The organism is Stenotrophomonas sp. YJH_SMC_40 (assembly GCF_059368615.1).
The window spans coordinates 41,645-57,946 of record NZ_JCAFRX010000009.1; the positions used below are offsets into that span (position 1 = coordinate 41,645).

General features: G+C 64.5%; 12 protein-coding genes. 8 read left to right on the forward strand and 4 right to left on the reverse strand.

Annotated elements, in window-relative coordinates; translation table 11 throughout:
- Positions 1-50: 50 nt before the first annotated feature.
- Positions 51-773 (reverse strand): fimbrial biogenesis chaperone, encoded by a 723-nt coding sequence (locus tag AC5P6X_RS16885; RefSeq protein WP_199174655.1) that lies wholly within the window; start codon positions 771-773, stop codon positions 51-53.
- A 55-nt stretch (positions 774-828) separates the two neighbouring features.
- The gene (locus AC5P6X_RS16890) at positions 829-1,344 is read right to left on the reverse strand and encodes a fimbrial protein (RefSeq protein ID WP_049451400.1); all 516 of its coding nucleotides are present in this window, start codon (positions 1,342-1,344) and stop codon (positions 829-831) included.
- 418 nt (positions 1,345-1,762) lie between these two features.
- Between AC5P6X_RS16890 and AC5P6X_RS16895 the strand changes: the two genes are divergently transcribed.
- From AC5P6X_RS16895 to AC5P6X_RS16930, 8 genes are all read left to right on the forward strand, one after another.
- Positions 1,763-4,297 (forward strand): fimbria/pilus outer membrane usher protein, encoded by a 2,535-nt coding sequence (locus tag AC5P6X_RS16895; protein ID WP_171039720.1) that lies wholly within the window; start codon positions 1,763-1,765, stop codon positions 4,295-4,297.
- Between the two features lie 38 nt (positions 4,298-4,335).
- On the forward strand, positions 4,336-4,845 hold the full coding sequence (locus AC5P6X_RS16900) for a fimbrial protein (RefSeq protein ID WP_099605830.1): 510 nt from the start codon (positions 4,336-4,338) through the stop codon (positions 4,843-4,845).
- Positions 4,846-4,902: 57 nt separating this feature from the next.
- Positions 4,903-5,904 (forward strand): fimbrial protein, encoded by a 1,002-nt coding sequence (locus AC5P6X_RS16905; protein WP_108270238.1) that lies wholly within the window; start codon positions 4,903-4,905, stop codon positions 5,902-5,904.
- A 200-nt stretch (positions 5,905-6,104) separates the two neighbouring features.
- The gene (locus AC5P6X_RS16910; protein WP_234411771.1) at positions 6,105-7,031 is read left to right on the forward strand and encodes a fimbrial protein; all 927 of its coding nucleotides are present in this window, start codon (positions 6,105-6,107) and stop codon (positions 7,029-7,031) included.
- Positions 7,028-8,137 (forward strand): fimbrial protein, encoded by a 1,110-nt coding sequence (locus AC5P6X_RS16915; RefSeq protein WP_234411770.1) that lies wholly within the window; start codon positions 7,028-7,030, stop codon positions 8,135-8,137. The genes AC5P6X_RS16910 and AC5P6X_RS16915 overlap by 4 nt, the downstream gene beginning before the upstream one ends.
- 85 nt (positions 8,138-8,222) lie before the next feature.
- Positions 8,223-8,813, forward strand: a complete 591-nt coding sequence (locus tag AC5P6X_RS16920) for a hypothetical protein (protein ID WP_088436081.1) — start codon at positions 8,223-8,225, stop codon at positions 8,811-8,813.
- A 180-nt stretch (positions 8,814-8,993) separates the two neighbouring features.
- Positions 8,994-11,909, forward strand: a complete 2,916-nt coding sequence (locus tag AC5P6X_RS16925) for an autotransporter family protein (protein WP_108270239.1) — start codon at positions 8,994-8,996, stop codon at positions 11,907-11,909.
- A 194-nt stretch (positions 11,910-12,103) separates the two neighbouring features.
- Complete coding sequence (locus tag AC5P6X_RS16930) at positions 12,104-14,125, forward strand: acyltransferase family protein (protein WP_049451406.1); 2,022 nt, start codon at positions 12,104-12,106, stop codon at positions 14,123-14,125.
- A 100-nt stretch (positions 14,126-14,225) separates the two neighbouring features.
- Here AC5P6X_RS16930 and AC5P6X_RS16935 read toward each other — a convergent pair whose 3' ends face one another.
- Positions 14,226-15,611, reverse strand: coding sequence for an FAD-binding oxidoreductase (locus tag AC5P6X_RS16935; protein WP_049451407.1), 1,386 nt, complete (start codon positions 15,609-15,611; stop codon positions 14,226-14,228).
- Positions 15,608-16,252 (reverse strand): metal-dependent hydrolase, encoded by a 645-nt coding sequence (locus AC5P6X_RS16940; RefSeq protein WP_049451408.1) that lies wholly within the window; start codon positions 16,250-16,252, stop codon positions 15,608-15,610. Before AC5P6X_RS16940 ends, AC5P6X_RS16935 begins: the two co-directional genes overlap by 4 nt.
- Between the last annotated feature and the right edge of the window lie 50 nt (positions 16,253-16,302).

Below are 16,302 nucleotides of genomic sequence, written 5' to 3' on the forward strand. Positions count from 1 at the left end.
CCGAGCATGGGCTCGGCTCTACAGAAGACGGCTCGCGCGTCAGGCTGCGCTCAAGAGGAGATCTTCGCCTCGGCATCACGCGGCGTGCCGTAATCGTCCAGCCACTGGAACGTCACCGTCGCGGGCATCGCCGCGCCACTCGGAAGCGGCAGACGTACCTGTGCGCCCGGTGCGATCATCTCTGCTTCTACCTTGCGGCCGTCAGGCAGGGTCAGCGTGCTTACAGTCACGTGGTAGGCGCTGGGGTTGCTCACCAGCAGGGCACCGGCCTGCGCACGCCATTGCAGTTGCCCGGCCGCATCACGCGGCTTGCCGGGCAGGCCGGCCGGGCGGTGGAACAGCTTCACCCGCGTGCGCACGGCGAACTGCAGCAGGTTCTTGCCGGCGGCATCGGTGGGTTTGGGCGGAATGTCCAGCAGGTTGAAGTAGAACAGCGATTCACGATCCGTCGGCAGCGGTGTCTCCGACGGGCGCGGCGCGTAAGTAATGCGGTACGCCTGCCCCTGGTGGGCCTGCAGCAGGCGCGGGTCGGCCGGCGTCAGGCGGAAGGGCGTGCGCACGTTCTCGGGGCGTGCATGGCTGTCGCCATCGTCAATCCAGACCTGCACCATGGCGGCCTTGTCGCCACCGTTGGTGGCCTTCACGGTTACATCGCGGCCCTGGGCCGCGTCATGCACGATGCGCGTGCCCTGCAGCGTCACCGCTGCCGATGCCGGCAGCGCCAGGGCGCCAGCGAGCAGCGCGGTCATCCACGTCATTGCACGGATCTTCATCAGGTCGTCCTCCAATAAGGCGCGCCACCACGGGGGTGGCGCGCACGGGTGTGCGTTACTTGTAAAGCACGACGAAATCGCCCGAGGCGTTGGCCGTGCCGGCCGTGGCGTTCTTGCCAGGCGAGGAATACCAGGCGCTGTAGTCCAGTTGGCCCTTGCCGGCAGCCGGGATGTTCACCCACTGCAGCGGGTCCTCGCCCAGCTTCTGGTGGTTGCCTGAAGCGTCGTACAGCGCAACACCCACGTTTGTGGCCGTAGAGGCAGCCGTCAGCGCCAGGTTGCCGGTGCTGCCGTCGGGCGTGCCGCCAAAGCGCACACCTACATCCTGCGCAGCGCCGGAGCCGGTGCAGTCCAGCAGGATGCTGAAGTTCTTCATGCCGGCACGCTCGGCTTCATTCACCCACGCGACGTCCACCTTGCCCATCGGCACGGTGATGGTGCCGCCGGTGGCATCCACCGAGCACGTGCTGGTCATCAGCTCGCCGGTGATTTCCAGCTTCTCGGCGAATGCGGCGGGAGACAGGGCCAGCGCGAGCGCGCCGGCGGCAATCAGGTTCAATCGGTTCGACATGGGAGTGTCCTTGGTAGGGAATCAGGGGAATCCGCATTGGACGAGCCAGCGGATGCGCACAGTGTTCCCAGCCGGGCGGCACGTGGATATGCAATTAGTTGCAAGGTGCTTGCAGGGCAGTTGAGTCCGTGCTTGCGGTACAGCGTCCGGTTAAGAAGCGTCATTTCCGGCTGCGACAAGCTGTCGCATGCGGCGTTCGGTGCATCTGCAATGCATTCGATTGACTGCTGTCATTTGTTGAAAACAAGCCTGAATTGCGCCGAAACAGTGGCTTGGCTGGAAACCGCGTGGTTTCGTGGCGCGTTGTCGCTTTGCAACAAATTGCATGGGAAGCCGGTCGCACGCTGTCTACGCTTCGGCCCACTTCGACTACGAGCGATGTCGCCTTCGGCCTCATCGAGTGACGCTAACCATGCACATGCGCCTCCTTCATCTCCGCACGCCGCATCGTTTTGCCAGCCGTCCACTGGGGCTGGCGATTGCCGCCGCCGTGGCAATGGCGATTGCCGGTCATGCCAGTGCCCATGGCGATGAGTCCCTGCAGTTCAGCGAGGGCTTCCTGATTGGTGGCCGGGCCATCGACATGCAGCGCTATGCGCAGGGCAATCCCATGGAGCCGGGCGTGTATCCCCTGGACGTGGTGGTCAATGGCCAGTTCCACGACAAGCGCGACATCACCTTCGTGGCGGCGCCGGCACCTCTGGGGGCAACCCCGTGCCTGCCGGCCGGGCTGGTACGCCAGTTGCCGCTGAAGGAGATGTTCCTGGCCGAGCTGGACCAGGATGATGAAGGCTGCGTCGCACTTCCCAGCCTGATCGACGGTGCCACGGTCGAGTTCGATGAAAGCAATCTGCAGCTTCTAGTGAACGTGCCGCAGGCTGCGCAGGCGCGCGATGCGCGCGGCTACGTGGCACCTGCACAGCGCGACCACGGCGTCACGGCAGCCTTCTTCGATTACAACATCAACCACAGCCGCAACCAGGGCCAGCAGGCGACCTATCTGGGGCTGAACACGGGCGTGAACCTGGGCGCGTGGCGGCTGCGTCACCGTTCGTCCTTCAGCCAGGGCAGCCATGGCTCGCGTCATGATGTGATCAGCAGCACGCTGCAGCGCGATCTTCCGGCATGGAATGCCCAGCTGCTGTTGGGGCAGGGCACGACCGGTGGCGAACTGTTCGAGTCGCTGTCATTCACCGGTGTGCGGGTGGCCAGCGATGAGCGCATGCTGCCGGACTCGCTGCGCGGCTTCGCGCCGGTGGTGCAGGGCGTTGCCGAAACCAACGCAGTGGTGAGCATCCGCCAGAATGGCCACGTCATCCACGAAGTAAGCGTGGCGCCGGGGCCGTTCTCCATCGAAGATCTGTACCCGACCAACTTCGGTGGCGACCTGGACGTCACCGTCACTGAAGCCGATGGCCGCCAGCAGCAGTTCACTGTCAACTTCTCCGCAGTGCCGCAGGCGCTGCGGCCGGGCGCCAGCCGCTTCAGCGTCACCGCCGGTGAACTTCGCGATGCACGCGGTGTGCGTGAAGCACTGCGCTTTGCCGAAGGCACCTACGCACGTGGCATCAGCAACCATTTCACCGCGCTGGGCGGGGTGCAGATTGCCGAAGACTTCCAGTCCGCACTGTTCGGCGGTGCAATCAATACACCGCTCGGTGCGTTCGGTGCCGACGTTACCCATTCGCGCGCACGCCTGGCCAATGGCGAACAGGTGACCGGCAACAGCTTCCGGCTGAACTACCAGCGCTACATCACCGCAACGGGTACCAACTTCGGCTTGGCAGCGCTGCGTTACAGCACGCGCGGCTATCTCTCCCTGAATGATTTCGCCCAGGCGTACAACGACGAGTGGGGCGTCAGTGGCCGTGCGCGCCAGCGCTTCCAGGTGAACTTCTCGCAGCGTATTGGCGAGCGCAGCACGCTCTCGCTCAATGGCGGACAGGTGCGCTATTGGGACAGCGCGCAGCAGCACAACGATCTGCAGCTGCGCTTCCAGACCAGCATGGGCCGCGCCAATCTGAGCCTGTCTGCCATGCGCCTGCAGATGGGCGATGGCCGCCAGGACACCCGCTATGCGGCGACCTTCAGCATTCCGTTGGGCTCGGCCCCGCGTGCGCCGCGCTTGAGCACCCAGGTGGCCCATTCGGCACGCGGTGATCAGGGCCAGCTGGGCCTGAACGGAACGCTGGGTGCTGATCAGCAGCTGAGTTACAGCCTGTCTGCCAGCGATTCCAGTGACGGGGCGGGCAGCGCCAATGCCTACGCGTCCTATCGCGGTGGGCATGGCACGGTCACCGCCGGCTACAGCCGGTCGGGTGATTACAACGCCTTCAACGCCAGCGCGGCCGGCAGTGTGGTGGTGCACCGCGATGGCATCAACTTCGGTGCGCCGGTGGGCGATGGCTTCGCGCTGGTACAGGCCGATGGCGCGCAGGGCGCTCGCATCGGCTACGGCAGCGACGTGCGCATCGGTCGCAACGGCTATGCGCTGCTGCCGCACGTGAGCCCCTACCGCTGGAACCAGATCGAACTGGACCCGTCGGGCCTGCCGATGGATGTGGAGCTGCTGCAGACCTCGCAGCGGATTGCGCCGACGGCGGGCAGCATCGTGCGGGTTGCGTTCAATGCCAAGCGCGAGCGCACATTGTTCATCGACGCCACCGATGCGCTGGGCCAGCCGCTGCCATTTGCCGCGCGTATCGAAGATGAGACCGGCCGCAGCTATGGCGCAGTGGGCCAGGGCGGTGTGATCCAGCTGCGTGGCGCACCCGAACAGGGCCAGCTGATCGTCGACCCGGACGGCCCACATCGCTGCCGCCTGGAATACACCACCCCGGATGCCCCCGATGCCTATGGGCTGTCGTGGAGCCAGGCGGTGTGCACGCCGCTGCCGGCCCCGAGTAATGGGCTGCAGGCCGCCCTGGATGCGGTCGAAGCCACCTCGTTCTGATGTCCTGATTCCATTCTTTCAACCCAAGGAGTTCTTTCATGAACCTGTTCAACCGCATCACTCTGTGCACCGCACTGCTGGCCGCCGCGCCGCTGGCTCTGGCCGATAGCGCCACCCTCACCATCAGCGGCAAGGTGCTTCCCGGCACCTGCACGCTCACCGCAGCGCCGATCACCCTGGACCCGGTGAAGGCCAGCGACCTGACGCCCGGCGCCGATGCGCAGATCAAGGCCGGGGCGCTGCAATTCGCGGGCTGCGTTGGCGTAAGCAAGGCCGTGCTGTCCTTCGCCGGTACCGCCGCCGACGGCGATGCAACGCGCTGGAAGAACACCGCTGTAAGCGATGCCGCCGAAGGCGTGTCGATCTCGCTGCTGTCCGGTACCACCGGCAGCAACTATCTGAAGGATGGTGACACCGGCATCGATGTGCCGGTGGCTGGCGCCACCGCGCGTTACGACCTGCGTGCCGCCTATTTCCTGCCCACCGGCGAAGCGCCGAGCGCGGGTGAGGTTTCTACCGAGATCGTGGTCACTGCTGACTACGAGTGAGTGATGGCCGTGCGCACGCAACGTGCGGCGGCCACTGTCCATAACGGAGAATGTTGCATGTCTGCTCATGTTCGCACTGCATCTACCGGCATGGTGCTGCGCAAATCGATTCCGGCGAAACTGTTCACTGCCTTGGCGCTCGTTGTGACGGCGGGAGCCGCAATGGCCTGCGAGCAGTATTCAGCGAAGCCGGATGTACTGCTCGACACCGTCTACACATCCCCGCCGTCCGGAGCCAATGTATTCATGGCCGAGGAACGCGGTCGGGCCGCATATGAGAAGTGCTCACTGCCCGGTGGCACGGTGTCGGTCTTCGTGCGGCTGGAGATTCCTGGCTTGGTCTACGTCGGGGACATTCAGTACCAGGGGCGGGCCTACGCTTCCTATGCTACCGGGACTGATTCTGCATTGCTTGCGTTCGACGCGTACTCGAACATTTTTGACCGAAGACCACTGCGCTTGGGTGAGGAGCTGGAACTGCCGTATGAGACCGCTGCGGGGGATGGCTTGCAGAACACCATCAACTACACGGCGCTGGTGTTTTCGCGGGGCGGGCGCATGCGCACGTCCAGCGTGCGGACCGGGCAGGTCTCGCTGCGATCACCGGCACACCCTGAGCTTGATCTGACGTCCTCCTACTATCTGGCTCCCCAGTTTCCCGCAGTGACCTGTCCGCTGCAGGATGTCTCGGAGACGCTCCAGGATGTGCAGTTGGCGGAACTGCCCGTACCGGGTAGTACCGCCAAGGAGAAGCCCGTCGCAGTGCGCATGAGCTGCGGTACGGATGCACCGCGTGCGCAGATCAGCTTGACCGACGCTGGCGACCGGACAAACTCAGGTAGCCAACTGACGCCAACGGCTGACTCGGATGCGAAAGGCGTGCGGGTGCAGCTCCTGCAGGGCGGAAGTGAAGTGAACTTTGGACGTATCTGGGATTTCGAACCCGGCGTGGGTGGCACGCATGACATCGCGTTCACTGCGCGCTACATCCGCACCAACGAGGCGTTGGAGCCCGGGCAGATCAAGGGCGAAGCGGTACTGAATGTCGACTATTGGTAAAGGGGGCAGCGTCGTGGTTCCATGCGGCGTCAGCACATTCAGGCGGTATCTTTGCCGCGGTTTTCCTGGCGTTCTGCAAGAGATTCGATGGCGTGGTGTGGTGGAAGCGATGACGATGAATTGAAATTCGTCAGAGACTCGCTGTGCATCCTGCCATTCCCCGCTGCATGCCACCCTGTGCGTTACCGTACATTCTTCTCGTGGCACTCCTGCTGGTTACAGGGGCCGCGCAGGCATGCGAGCACTACACCGCTTATCCGGATGTTGTAGTTGATTCGGTCTATCTGTCCGCCCCGGTTGCGCCATATGTTTTCATGGCGCAGGAGCGAGGGCGGTCCGCCTTGCGCAAGTGCTCGTTTCCCGGTGGCCCCATTGCAGTGCTCGTCAGGCTGGATGTTCCCGGGCTTGTCTATGCCGGGGAGCTTCACTATGAAGGTCGGACCTACGCGTCCTATGCGTCCTCTCCAGACTCAGCGCTGCTCGCCTTCGATGTCTACTCCAATATCTTTGAGCGAAAGCCGCTTCGTCTCGGGGAGGAGCTGGCGATGGATTACCAGACTTCCGCCGGTGACGGGCTCCAGCACACCATCAATTACACAGCGCTGGTCTTCTCGCGCGGTGGGCGCATGCGCACGTCCAGTGTCCGCACCGGTCAGATCTCGTTGCGATCGCCGGAATATCCGGGCCTGGACTCCAGCGCAGCCTACTACCTGGCGCCCCGATTCCCGGCCGTAACCTGTCCCCTGCAGGATGTTTCGGAAGTGCTCCCGAATGTGCAGCTGGCGGAACTGCCTGGTCCGGGCAGTACAGCCAAGGAGAAGCCGCTGGCGGTGCGCATGAACTGCGGCTCGGACGCACCGCGTGCGCAGATCACCTTGACCGATGCTGGCGACGCGACAAATTCTGGAAGCCAGCTGACGCCGACGCCGGATTCAGATGCGAAAGGCGTGCGGGTGCAGCTCCTGCAAGCAGGCCGTGAAGTGAGGTTCGGGCGCATTTGGCGTTTCGAGCCCGGTGCCGGCGGCACGCATGAGATTGCCTTTACCGCGCGCTACATCCGCACCAATGAATCGTTGGTGCCCGGCCTGATCAAGGGCGAAGCCTTGCTCAACGTGGACTACTGGTGAGTGCATTGCAGTTGCCAGCGGACAATCACGGCCCAATCGATGGTCCTGGACGGGCCAAGAGCAATGGGCGCGTCACCACCCCCTTCGCTTTCTTCTATGAACGCCGATCGCCGGGCTACTGGCAGGAGATTGATCAATTGCACACTGCTACTGACACGCGCCGATGGTTTCGTCGGGTTTTCCTCGCCATGGTAGTTTCCTTGCTGCTTGCCCTGGCGGGCCATGCAAGCAGCTGCACGTTCACCGTACAAGCGCCCATCGTCATCAACAAGAGCAGGCCCGGGCATCCTGACACGGTCCGCATGATATGGGACGACGGAACCAATATCAGTTCCAGCGGTTGCCCCGTTTCCAGTAAGCACTCTCTGGATATGACCCTGGTGGGCCCGGCACTGCGTTGGGTCTCGGATGTGGACTTCACCGCGTATCCCATCCAAGGTCGGCTTCCGCTGTACGAAGTTGGTCCTGATTCGGCGCTGCTGGGATTTGTTGCAAGCGATGGAGACCGTTCGTACTGGCCGTTGCGACTTGGTCCCAACCGTTTTCCAGGTGTTCCTGGCAACACGAACTTCATTGTGATCGCATACGTGTACAGCCGCGGCGAGAGAATGCGCGACTTCCATACCACGCTGGATCTGGAATTTTCCTCCGTTGACCATTCGACGATCAATGCAAGTCTTCCCATCAGTATTGACATGCAGTTTCCTCCGACAACCTGCCCTGTGCGGGACGTTGCGGAGGTGCTACAGGATGTCAGCGTCGCGGAGTTGATCGCGCCGGGGGATACGGCGAAAGACAAGATCGTGGTGGTTCGCATGGAGTGCGGAGCCAACGTGCCGCGCGCGGAACTGATGTTGAAGGATGCGGGGGATGGGGGAAACACCGGAAGCCTGTTGACCCCTACAGCGGATTCCGGTGCCAAGGGGGTCCGTGTACAGCTTCTACGTGGCGGCAGCGAGGTGCAGTTTGGGCGGGCCTGGCACTTCAATCCCGGCACGGGGGGAGTGCATGACCATGCTTTCACCGCTCGCTATTACCGCACCGCGGATGCTCTTGTTCCAGGCATGATCAAAGGAGAGGCAGTGCTCAACGTGGACTACTGGTAGGACCACGTCGGACATCTGCAACGGATTTGATGGGCTGCGTTGACGAGGGTGGGCACGATGAGCTGAATTTCGATGAGGATATTCAATGCGTCTGGCCATCGTCCATTACACGCGTCTTCGCTCACTGCTTGGATCCGTTCTTGCCGGCTTGTCACTGGTATCCGGGCCGGCAATGGCATGCGAACACTACACAGCCTATCCGGACGTTGTGCTTGATACGGTCTATGCAGCTGCTCCAGTACAACCACGCGTCTTCATGGATCAGGAAAGAGGGCGCTCATCCTTGAGGAAGTGCGCGTTTCCGGGCGGGCCCATCAGTGTCTTCGTGCGCTTGGATGTGCCAGGTCTGACGTACGCAGGTGACCTGCAATACCAGGGAAGAACGTACGCATCCTATGCCAGCTCTCCCGATTCGGTGCTGTTGGCTTTCGATGTCTACTGGAATCTGCTGGATCGAAGGCCGCTCCGCCTGGGTGAGGAACTGGAGATGGAGTTCGACACTACCGCCGGTGACGGATTGCAGTACGTCATCAGCTATACCGCGCTGGTGTTTTCGCGTGGCGGTCTGATGCGCAGCTCCCCCGTCCGTACCGGACTCATCTCGCTGCGGTCACCGGAGTATCCCGAGCTGGACAGCAGCGGCGATTACTACCTGGCGCCCGTATTGAAGCCGTGAGGATGGCGCTGGGGGCCAGTCGCGCAACCACTACGCCGGGTTGCCAGGCTCAGGTTCCTTTTCACGAAACTTGGTGGCGCATGTGCAGCGGCGGTGTCGCATCCGACATTACAACTAATTGCATGGTGGGCGTTGAACGCGACATGCACTATGCCGGTCTCGACAAAAGGAGGCCTCAACATGCGATCCCATCAGATCCAATACTCGGCGCTGGCCCTCGCCTTGACGGCGGCACTCGCCGTTGGCATACCTGTTCGTGCACACGCACAGCAGGTCATCGCAGACGGTGACGCACAGACCCCGGCAGCGGGGGATTACAGCGCCACCGGCGTGGGCAACCACGCCTTCCATGCGCTCAACGGCGGCAGCATCGTTCCGCTGGGTGCGGTCAACGTGAGTGCCGATGGCGATGGCGCATCCGCCGCCCGCGCCGAAGGTGCTGGCAGTCGTATCGAACTGAATGGTTCGACTTTGGTCACCAGCGGTTTTGGTGCCACCACCGCGCTGGCAACGACGGGCGGTGAACTGCATCTGACGGCGACCGACGTCATCAACAAGGGCACCGGCATGGGGGTTGTGGCGCATACCGGCAGCCAGGCCACGCTGCAGGATGTGAACATCCGCATGGAAGGCGTGTCGTCGGTCGGCCTCGCCGGCGGCGGTGACATCAGCATGACCGGTGGCTCGATCTCGGCGATGGGGCTGGGTAGCCGCGCGGTGTCGGCCACCGGGGCGAACATGACCCTGACCGGCGTTTCGATTGAAGGCGAGTCGGGCATCTGGCTGGGTGATAACAACCAGCTTGATCTTTCAGGAAGCGCGGTGAACGCCAGCGGCATCGCGTTGGACATCAATGGTCGCAGCAATGCAGTCACTGTGGCGGACTCCAGCTTCCACAGCACCGGCAACGGGACCGCAACCGTCAAGATGTTCTCCGATTCGACGCTGGCAATGGCCCGCAGTTCCGTCATCAGCGAGGGGGACCGTGCGGTGGGCATTGATGCCCGAACCGGTACGGTGGATCTGGACCGCGTGACTGTGACCACGTCCGGTGAGAGCAGCCATGGCCTGTATGCCGATTTCACTGGCATCGGCGCCGGCCCGATCATCACTGCGCGTGCGGCCCAGATTCACACCACGGGCGCGGGTGCCATTGGTGCGGTTGCGCGCCAGGGCGGCAGCATCCATCTGGACGACAACATCATCCGTACCGAAGGCCAGCAGGCCCATGGTGTGCTGACCGGGGGCAGCGGCGGGATGACGTTGACCGGTTCGCACATTCGCACCGAGGGCGAGGGCGCCTGGGCTGCGGTGATCAATGACAACGGCAGCCTGGGCATCGACGGCAGTGCGCTGGAAAGCGTGCAGCACGGTGGTGTGTGGGTTCGCAGCAGCCGTGACTCCGGTTTGACGCTGTCCAACAACGCCTACGTATCGGGTGGCAATGGCATTGCCATCGCACTGGATGCGGCGGTGGCGGGGCGTTTCGACGTGGTGTTGCAGGGGCATTCGCAGATGGTCGGCGACATCGTCATCACGCCCGAGGACGAGGATGCCGGTCTGGTGCCGCAGTCCGATGTGCACGTGCGCCTGGCAGACGGGTCGCTGTGGCAGGGCACGTCCAACCTGGTGCAGACGATGGCAATTGAAAGCGGAAGCCAGTGGACACTGACCGGTGATGCCACGGTAGGCGAACTGAGCGTACTGAACAGTGGTGTGGCGCTGTCCGACGGCAGTGGCCGATTCAACACGCTCACCGTAGACGGTGATCTGCACAGCGAGGGCGCGACGTTCCTGTTCCAGGGCGCCTTGGGCGGTGACGACAGCGCCTTTGATCGCCTGCATGTGCGTGGCGATACTTCGGGCGATGCAAGCATTGCGGTGAAGAACATTGGCGGCGTTGGCGCTCAGACCACCGATGGCATCCAGCTGATCGAAGTGGATGGTGCATCGCTGGCAACCTATGCGCTGGCCGGCCGCGCCGTGGGCGGCTCCTATGAGTACTTCCTGTTCAAGGGGGGCGTGATAGATCCCACCGATGGCAACTGGTATCTGCGTTCGCAATGGTTCGATATCTGCAAGGACAATCCGGCCGCGCCGGGCTGTGTGGTGGACCCGGTTGATCCGGTTGACCCCATCGATCCGGTGGACCCCGTGGATCCGGTGGACCCGGTGCCGGTGCTGCGTCCCGAAGCCGGGGCGTACCTGGCCAACCAGTCGGCAGCCATCAACATGTTTTCCCATCGTCTGAATGACCGCATCGGTGCCGTTTCGCTGGATGAAGGCCGTGCCGCATGGGCGCGCGTGGGCCGGCAGCAGGCGGACTTCAGCGCGGTCGGTGGCCAGCTGTCGATTGATGGCAACACCTCGGTGCTGCAGATTGGCACTGACCTGGTTCGCCGGGGCAATGCAGCGTTCGGCGTGATGATGGGCACGGGGCGTGCCGACAGCAGCGCAGTGTCCGATCTGACCGGCTACAGCGCCAAGGGTCGGGTGCGTGGCAGCGCGGTAGGTGTGTACGGCACCTGGATGCAGGCGGCTGACGGTACGCAGGGTGCGTACATGGATGCGAACCTGCAGTACGGCCGTTTCGATAACCGGGTGCAGGGCATTGGCCTGGAGCCGGAGCACTACGATTCGCGCATGGCCAGTGCGTCGCTGGAGACCGGCTACACCTTCAACGTGTGGCAGGGCACCGCCAGCGCACTGTATGTGCAGCCGCAACTGCAGCTGAGCTATGTCGATTTCCGCGCCGATCGCCACGTGGAGAGCAATGGCACGGTGATCGACCATGCCGATGCTGGCGGCCTGAGCGGGCGTCTGGGCGTGCGCGTGTTTGGCCATGACACTGCAGCCGGCAACACGGTGCAGCCGTACCTGGGCGTGAACTGGCTGCGTGGCAGCGGCACCAGCACGTTGCAGTTCAACGGTGACACGCTGGGCGCAGACGTGCCGCGCAACCGTTATGAGGTGCAGGCCGGTGCCGAGTTGAAGCTGGGCCAGCGCTGGGGCGCGTGGGGGGGCGTGAGCGTGCAGCGCGGTGATTACGGCTACCGCAATGTGGGCGGCCAGCTGGGCCTGCGCATGGCCTGGTAAGCGGACGTGCAGCGGGGTCGGATCCAATTGCCATGGCAATGGGCTCTGCCCCCTGGCTGCTGCCGTAGAGCCGAGCCTACGCTCGGCTCATCGCGATCTGAACGAAGAGCAGCCGAGCATGGTTCGGCTCTACAATCGCGTCGCTCCGGGACCGGACCTGAACGATGTCCAGGTCTGTCGCGATTATCCATTGAATGACTGCGCAAACGGTGGCGATGCTGCCGCCCTGTCTTCTGCCGGTTGCCTGCATGTCCCCTCCCGAGCGTTCCCACAACGCCACCATCGATGGCCTGCGTGCATTGGCGGTGCTGGCCGTCGTGGTCTTCCACACCAATGCGAAGTGGCTGCCCGGTGGCTTCACCGGTGTGGACCTGTTCTTCGTGGTGTCCGGCTTCGTGATCAGCCAGTCGTTGGCCTCGCGCACCCATGCGTCGCTGGGCGCGATGCTGCTCGACTTCTACCGGCGCCGCGTGCTGCGCCTGTTGCCGGCGCTGCTGGTGATGTTGATGGCCACCTTCGTGCTGTCGGCGCTGTTCATTCCCCGCGCGTGGCGCAACGAGCAGTTCGACCAAGCCGGCTGGGCTGCGCTGGTCGGCTTCAGCAACATCGTGCTGGCCGGGCAGCAGGACGACTATTTCTCGCCCGGTGCGGAACTCAATCCGTTCCTGCACACGTGGACGCTGGGCGTAGAGGAGCAGTTCTATCTGGTCTTCCCGCTGCTGTTCTTCGTGTGGCTGCGCGGGCGTGAGCGCTGGCCGTGGTCGCGTTGGCTGTTGCCGGTGCTCACCCTGCTGTCGCTGGCGTGGGCAGGCTGGCAGGCGCAGACGGCGCCGGCGGCAGCGTTCTACCTGCTGCCGGCGCGGTTCTGGGAGCTGGCTGCGGGCGCGCTGCTCTACCAGTGGATGCGCACGCGTACGCCGGGCCGGAGCGGTGATGCGGTTGCAGTGGCCGGTCTGGTGCTGCTGGGTGCAGGCGTGGTGATCGCACCGCAGCTGGCGATGCCGGTGCCGGGCGTGCTGGCCACCACGGCCGGTACGTTGATGCTGTTGGCGAGCGTGTCGGCACCAGGTACATCGCGCATTGAGCGCGCGCTGGGCTGCGCACCGCTGGCCTACCTGGGCCGGTTGTCCTATTCGCTGTACCTGTGGCATTGGCCACTGCTGGTGCTGCTGCGCTGGACGTATGGCCTGCATGGCGTCGCGCTGTGGCTGTATCCGGTGTTGTTGCTGGCGGTCTCCGCCGTGTCGTATCACTTCATCGAGCGTCCACTGCGGAATGCGGCATCACTGCTGAGCCTGGCACCGGCCAAGGTGCTGGGGATGGCGCTGCCAGTGGTCGCGCTATGCGGCGCAGGCGCCTGGGCCACGGTGGAGTACCACGAGCAGGTCTCGCTGAGCGTTACCCGCGACGGCTATGCATGGCAGGCGCGCCGCTACCCGGCGTGGCGCCCGCTGGAGCCGGTGAGTGCACCGGCGCTTGAAGGGCGGCGCCTGTTCGTGGCCGGTGACTCACACGCAGCGGCCTATCGCACCATGACCAGCATGGTCGCGCGCCAGACCGGCATGGAGGTGCGCCAGCAGGATCGTGGTGGCTGCAGCTTCGTCAATCTGTTGCGGGCCAGCCCGGCCGATTGCCAGGGCTTCATTGAAGACGCGTTGTCGACCATCGAGCGCGAGGCCCGCCCCGGAGACATCGTGCTGCTGGCGGCGTTGCGCATGCCGGAGCTGCGCGGATTCGACTGGCAGCGACAGGATGCACAGGAAATCTATCGGCAGCTGCTGGCCGAACGCACGCCGGCCCATGCGCAGGCGGCACGCGATGAGGCTGATCGGGTATTGGGGCGGCTGCAGCGGCTGGGTGTGCGCGTGGTTGTGGATGCACCGCTGCCGTTGTTCAAGGCCGGGGCCTACCGTTGTTCGGATTGGTTCAACCGCCGCAATCCCGCCTGCGCCGGTGGCCTGAGCATGCCGCGTTCCGATCTGGAGAGGCTGCGCGCGCCGCAGATGGCGTTGCTGGCTGAGCTGGCAGCGCGCTATCCATCGCTGACGGTGTGGGATCCGCTGCCACTGTTGTGCGGGCCGCAGACCTGTTCGGCCGTGGAAGAGGGCGGACCGTTGTTTTTCGACAACGATCATCTGAGTGGGCACGGTAATCGCGTGCTGCTGCCCAGTTTCCGGCAGACCCTGATCGATATCGCGAACGACAAGCCTTTGTAGAGCCGAGCCCACGCTCGGCTGCTCTTCGTTCCGCAGGCGGGAAGTCCGCGCTGCGCGCGGTGAGCCGAGCATGGCTCGGCTCTACAGGAGTGCGCGCGGTCTATGCCGGCGGCAACACCTTGCCCGGGTTGAGAATGCCATCCGGGTCCAGCGCGGCCTTGATCGCACGCATCGTCGCCAAGGTAGCCGGGGTGAAGGCCTGCGCCATGAAATCGCGCTTGGCCAGGCCGATGCCGTGTTCGCCGGACAGCGTGCCACCCAGTGCCAAGGTCAGCTCGAAGATCTTCGGCAGTGCGGCATGCGCGCGCGCGTTCTCTTCGGCATCGTCCGGGTGATAGAGGATGTTGACGTGCAGGTTGCCGTTGCCGGCATGACCGAAGGTGACGATGGTCAGCGTGTAGTCGCGTGCCAATGCCTGCACGCCAGCCACCAGCTCTGGAATACGCGACACCGGCACCACCACGTCTTCATTGATCTTGCCGGGCGCGACGGTGCGCAGTGCCGGCGACAGTGCCTTGCGCGCGGCCCACAGCTGGTCGCGTGCACGGCCTTCCATCGCCACGTCCAGTTCGATCATGCCGTCGCCTTCAGCGGCGCTGGCCAGGGCCTGCAGCAGATAAGGCAGGGTGTCGTGGTCACCATCGGCTTCCACCAGCAGCATTGCACCGGCCTCCGGCACGTCGGCACCGTTCAGCCGCAGCAGCTCGAGGCTACGTGCGTCCATGAACTCCAGGCGGGTGGGTACTACCGGCTGCGACATCAATCGCGATACCGCGGCTGCGGCGGCATCGGCATCGCGGTACAGCACGCGCAGCCCGGCCTGGCTGACCGGCAGCGGGGTCAGTTTCAGCGTGGCTTCCACGATCAATGCCAGCGTGCCTTCGCTGCCCACCAGCAGATGGGTGAGGTCGTAGCCAGTGGCGTCCTTGGTGTAGGCGCCGCCGCAGCGGATCACATCGCCGGTGCCGGTCACTGCCACCAGGCCCAGCACGTTGTCGCGGCTGGTGCCGTACTTCACCGCGCGCGGGCCGCCCGCATTGCAGGCCAGGTTGCCACCGACGCTGCAGATCTCGGCGCTGGAAGGATCCGGCGCCCAGAACAGGCCATGCGGGGCCAGTGCCTGCTGCAGGGCGCCATTGAGTACGCCCGGTTGCACCACCGCGCAGCGATCGCCGGCGCGGATCTCGACGATGCGGTCCATGCGGGTGAACGACAGCACGATGCTGCCGGGCAGCGGCACGGCCGCGCCGGTGGTGCCAGTGCCGGCGCCACGTGCGACCAGCGCTACGTGATGGGCCCGGCATGCGCGCACCAGTGCCTGCACCTGTTCGATGCTGGCAGGCTGCGCGACGGCGGCGGGGCGTTGATGACGCCACGAGTTGTCCTGCGCGTTGGCCTCCAGCGCGCTGTCATCCATGCGCCAGCCCTCCGCGCCCAGCAGGGCGGACAGTTCGGCAACCAGGGCAGCAGGCAGGGCAGGACTCATGACGGATCTCGTGGGGCAGCAGGAGCGGGTTGGATCAGTTTCCAGGCAACAACGGCGCCAGCCAGTGGCAGCCACACCCAGCGCAGTTCCGACAGCAGGGTGGCCAGGCCGCGCGCGCTGAAGAACTGTGGGGCGAACGGTGAAACGCGGATCGGTCGCCACGGCGCGAAGAAGCGTTGTTCGCTCCAGGGCCAGGCGAGGGCCACGCCGAGGCCGCCGGAGGTCATCGCATCCAGCAGCGGGTGGCTGGCAGCGCAGACGAAGACGAATACAGCGGCTTGTACGGTCGATGCCACCGTTGGCCCTGCCTTGGTAGGTGCCAACCTTGGTTGGCACGAAGCCGCCGACCAAGGTTGGCGACTACCGGAGCTGTGTGGTGCCGACCAAGATCGGCGGTTACCAAAGAACGCCAGCACCGCGGCGAATGCCGCCAGCACGCCGGCAAACAGCAGCGAATGGCTGGCGCCGCGATGGCCGAACGCATCGGCGTAGGGAATGTGCAGCGCGAAGGCCAGTACATCGGCATCGGGCAGCATCGCTGCAATCACGCCGGCCGCCAGCAGGCGCGGCGGGATGCGGCCGCGATCAGCGGCGCACCACAGCGCCAGCGGCACAGCAGCATGGGTGATGATCGAAGGCATCAGTCACACACCGTGGTCGTGCCGGCCTGGCTGCGCTCTGGCAGGTGCCA

Bases quoted from the DNA above. Each gene is read 5' to 3' on its own strand.
- AC5P6X_RS16935 (WP_049451407.1), bottom strand. From the start codon at position 15,611: ATGAGTCCTGCCCTGCCTGCTGCCCTGGTTGCCGAACTGTCCGCCCTG.
- AC5P6X_RS16905 (WP_108270238.1), top strand. From the start codon at position 4,903: ATGTCTGCTCATGTTCGCACTGCATCTACCGGCATGGTGCTGCGCAAA.
- AC5P6X_RS16895 (WP_171039720.1), top strand. From the start codon at position 1,763: ATGCGCCTCCTTCATCTCCGCACGCCGCATCGTTTTGCCAGCCGTCCA.
- AC5P6X_RS16940 (WP_049451408.1), bottom strand. From the start codon at position 16,252: ATGCCTTCGATCATCACCCATGCTGCTGTGCCGCTGGCGCTGTGGTGC.
- AC5P6X_RS16925 (WP_108270239.1), top strand. From the start codon at position 8,994: ATGCGATCCCATCAGATCCAATACTCGGCGCTGGCCCTCGCCTTGACG.
- AC5P6X_RS16885 (WP_199174655.1), bottom strand. From the start codon at position 773: ATGAAGATCCGTGCAATGACGTGGATGACCGCGCTGCTCGCTGGCGCC.
- AC5P6X_RS16930 (WP_049451406.1), top strand. From the start codon at position 12,104: ATGACTGCGCAAACGGTGGCGATGCTGCCGCCCTGTCTTCTGCCGGTT.
- AC5P6X_RS16900 (WP_099605830.1), top strand. From the start codon at position 4,336: ATGAACCTGTTCAACCGCATCACTCTGTGCACCGCACTGCTGGCCGCC.
- AC5P6X_RS16920 (WP_088436081.1), top strand. From the start codon at position 8,223: ATGCGTCTGGCCATCGTCCATTACACGCGTCTTCGCTCACTGCTTGGA.
- AC5P6X_RS16890 (WP_049451400.1), bottom strand. From the start codon at position 1,344: ATGTCGAACCGATTGAACCTGATTGCCGCCGGCGCGCTCGCGCTGGCC.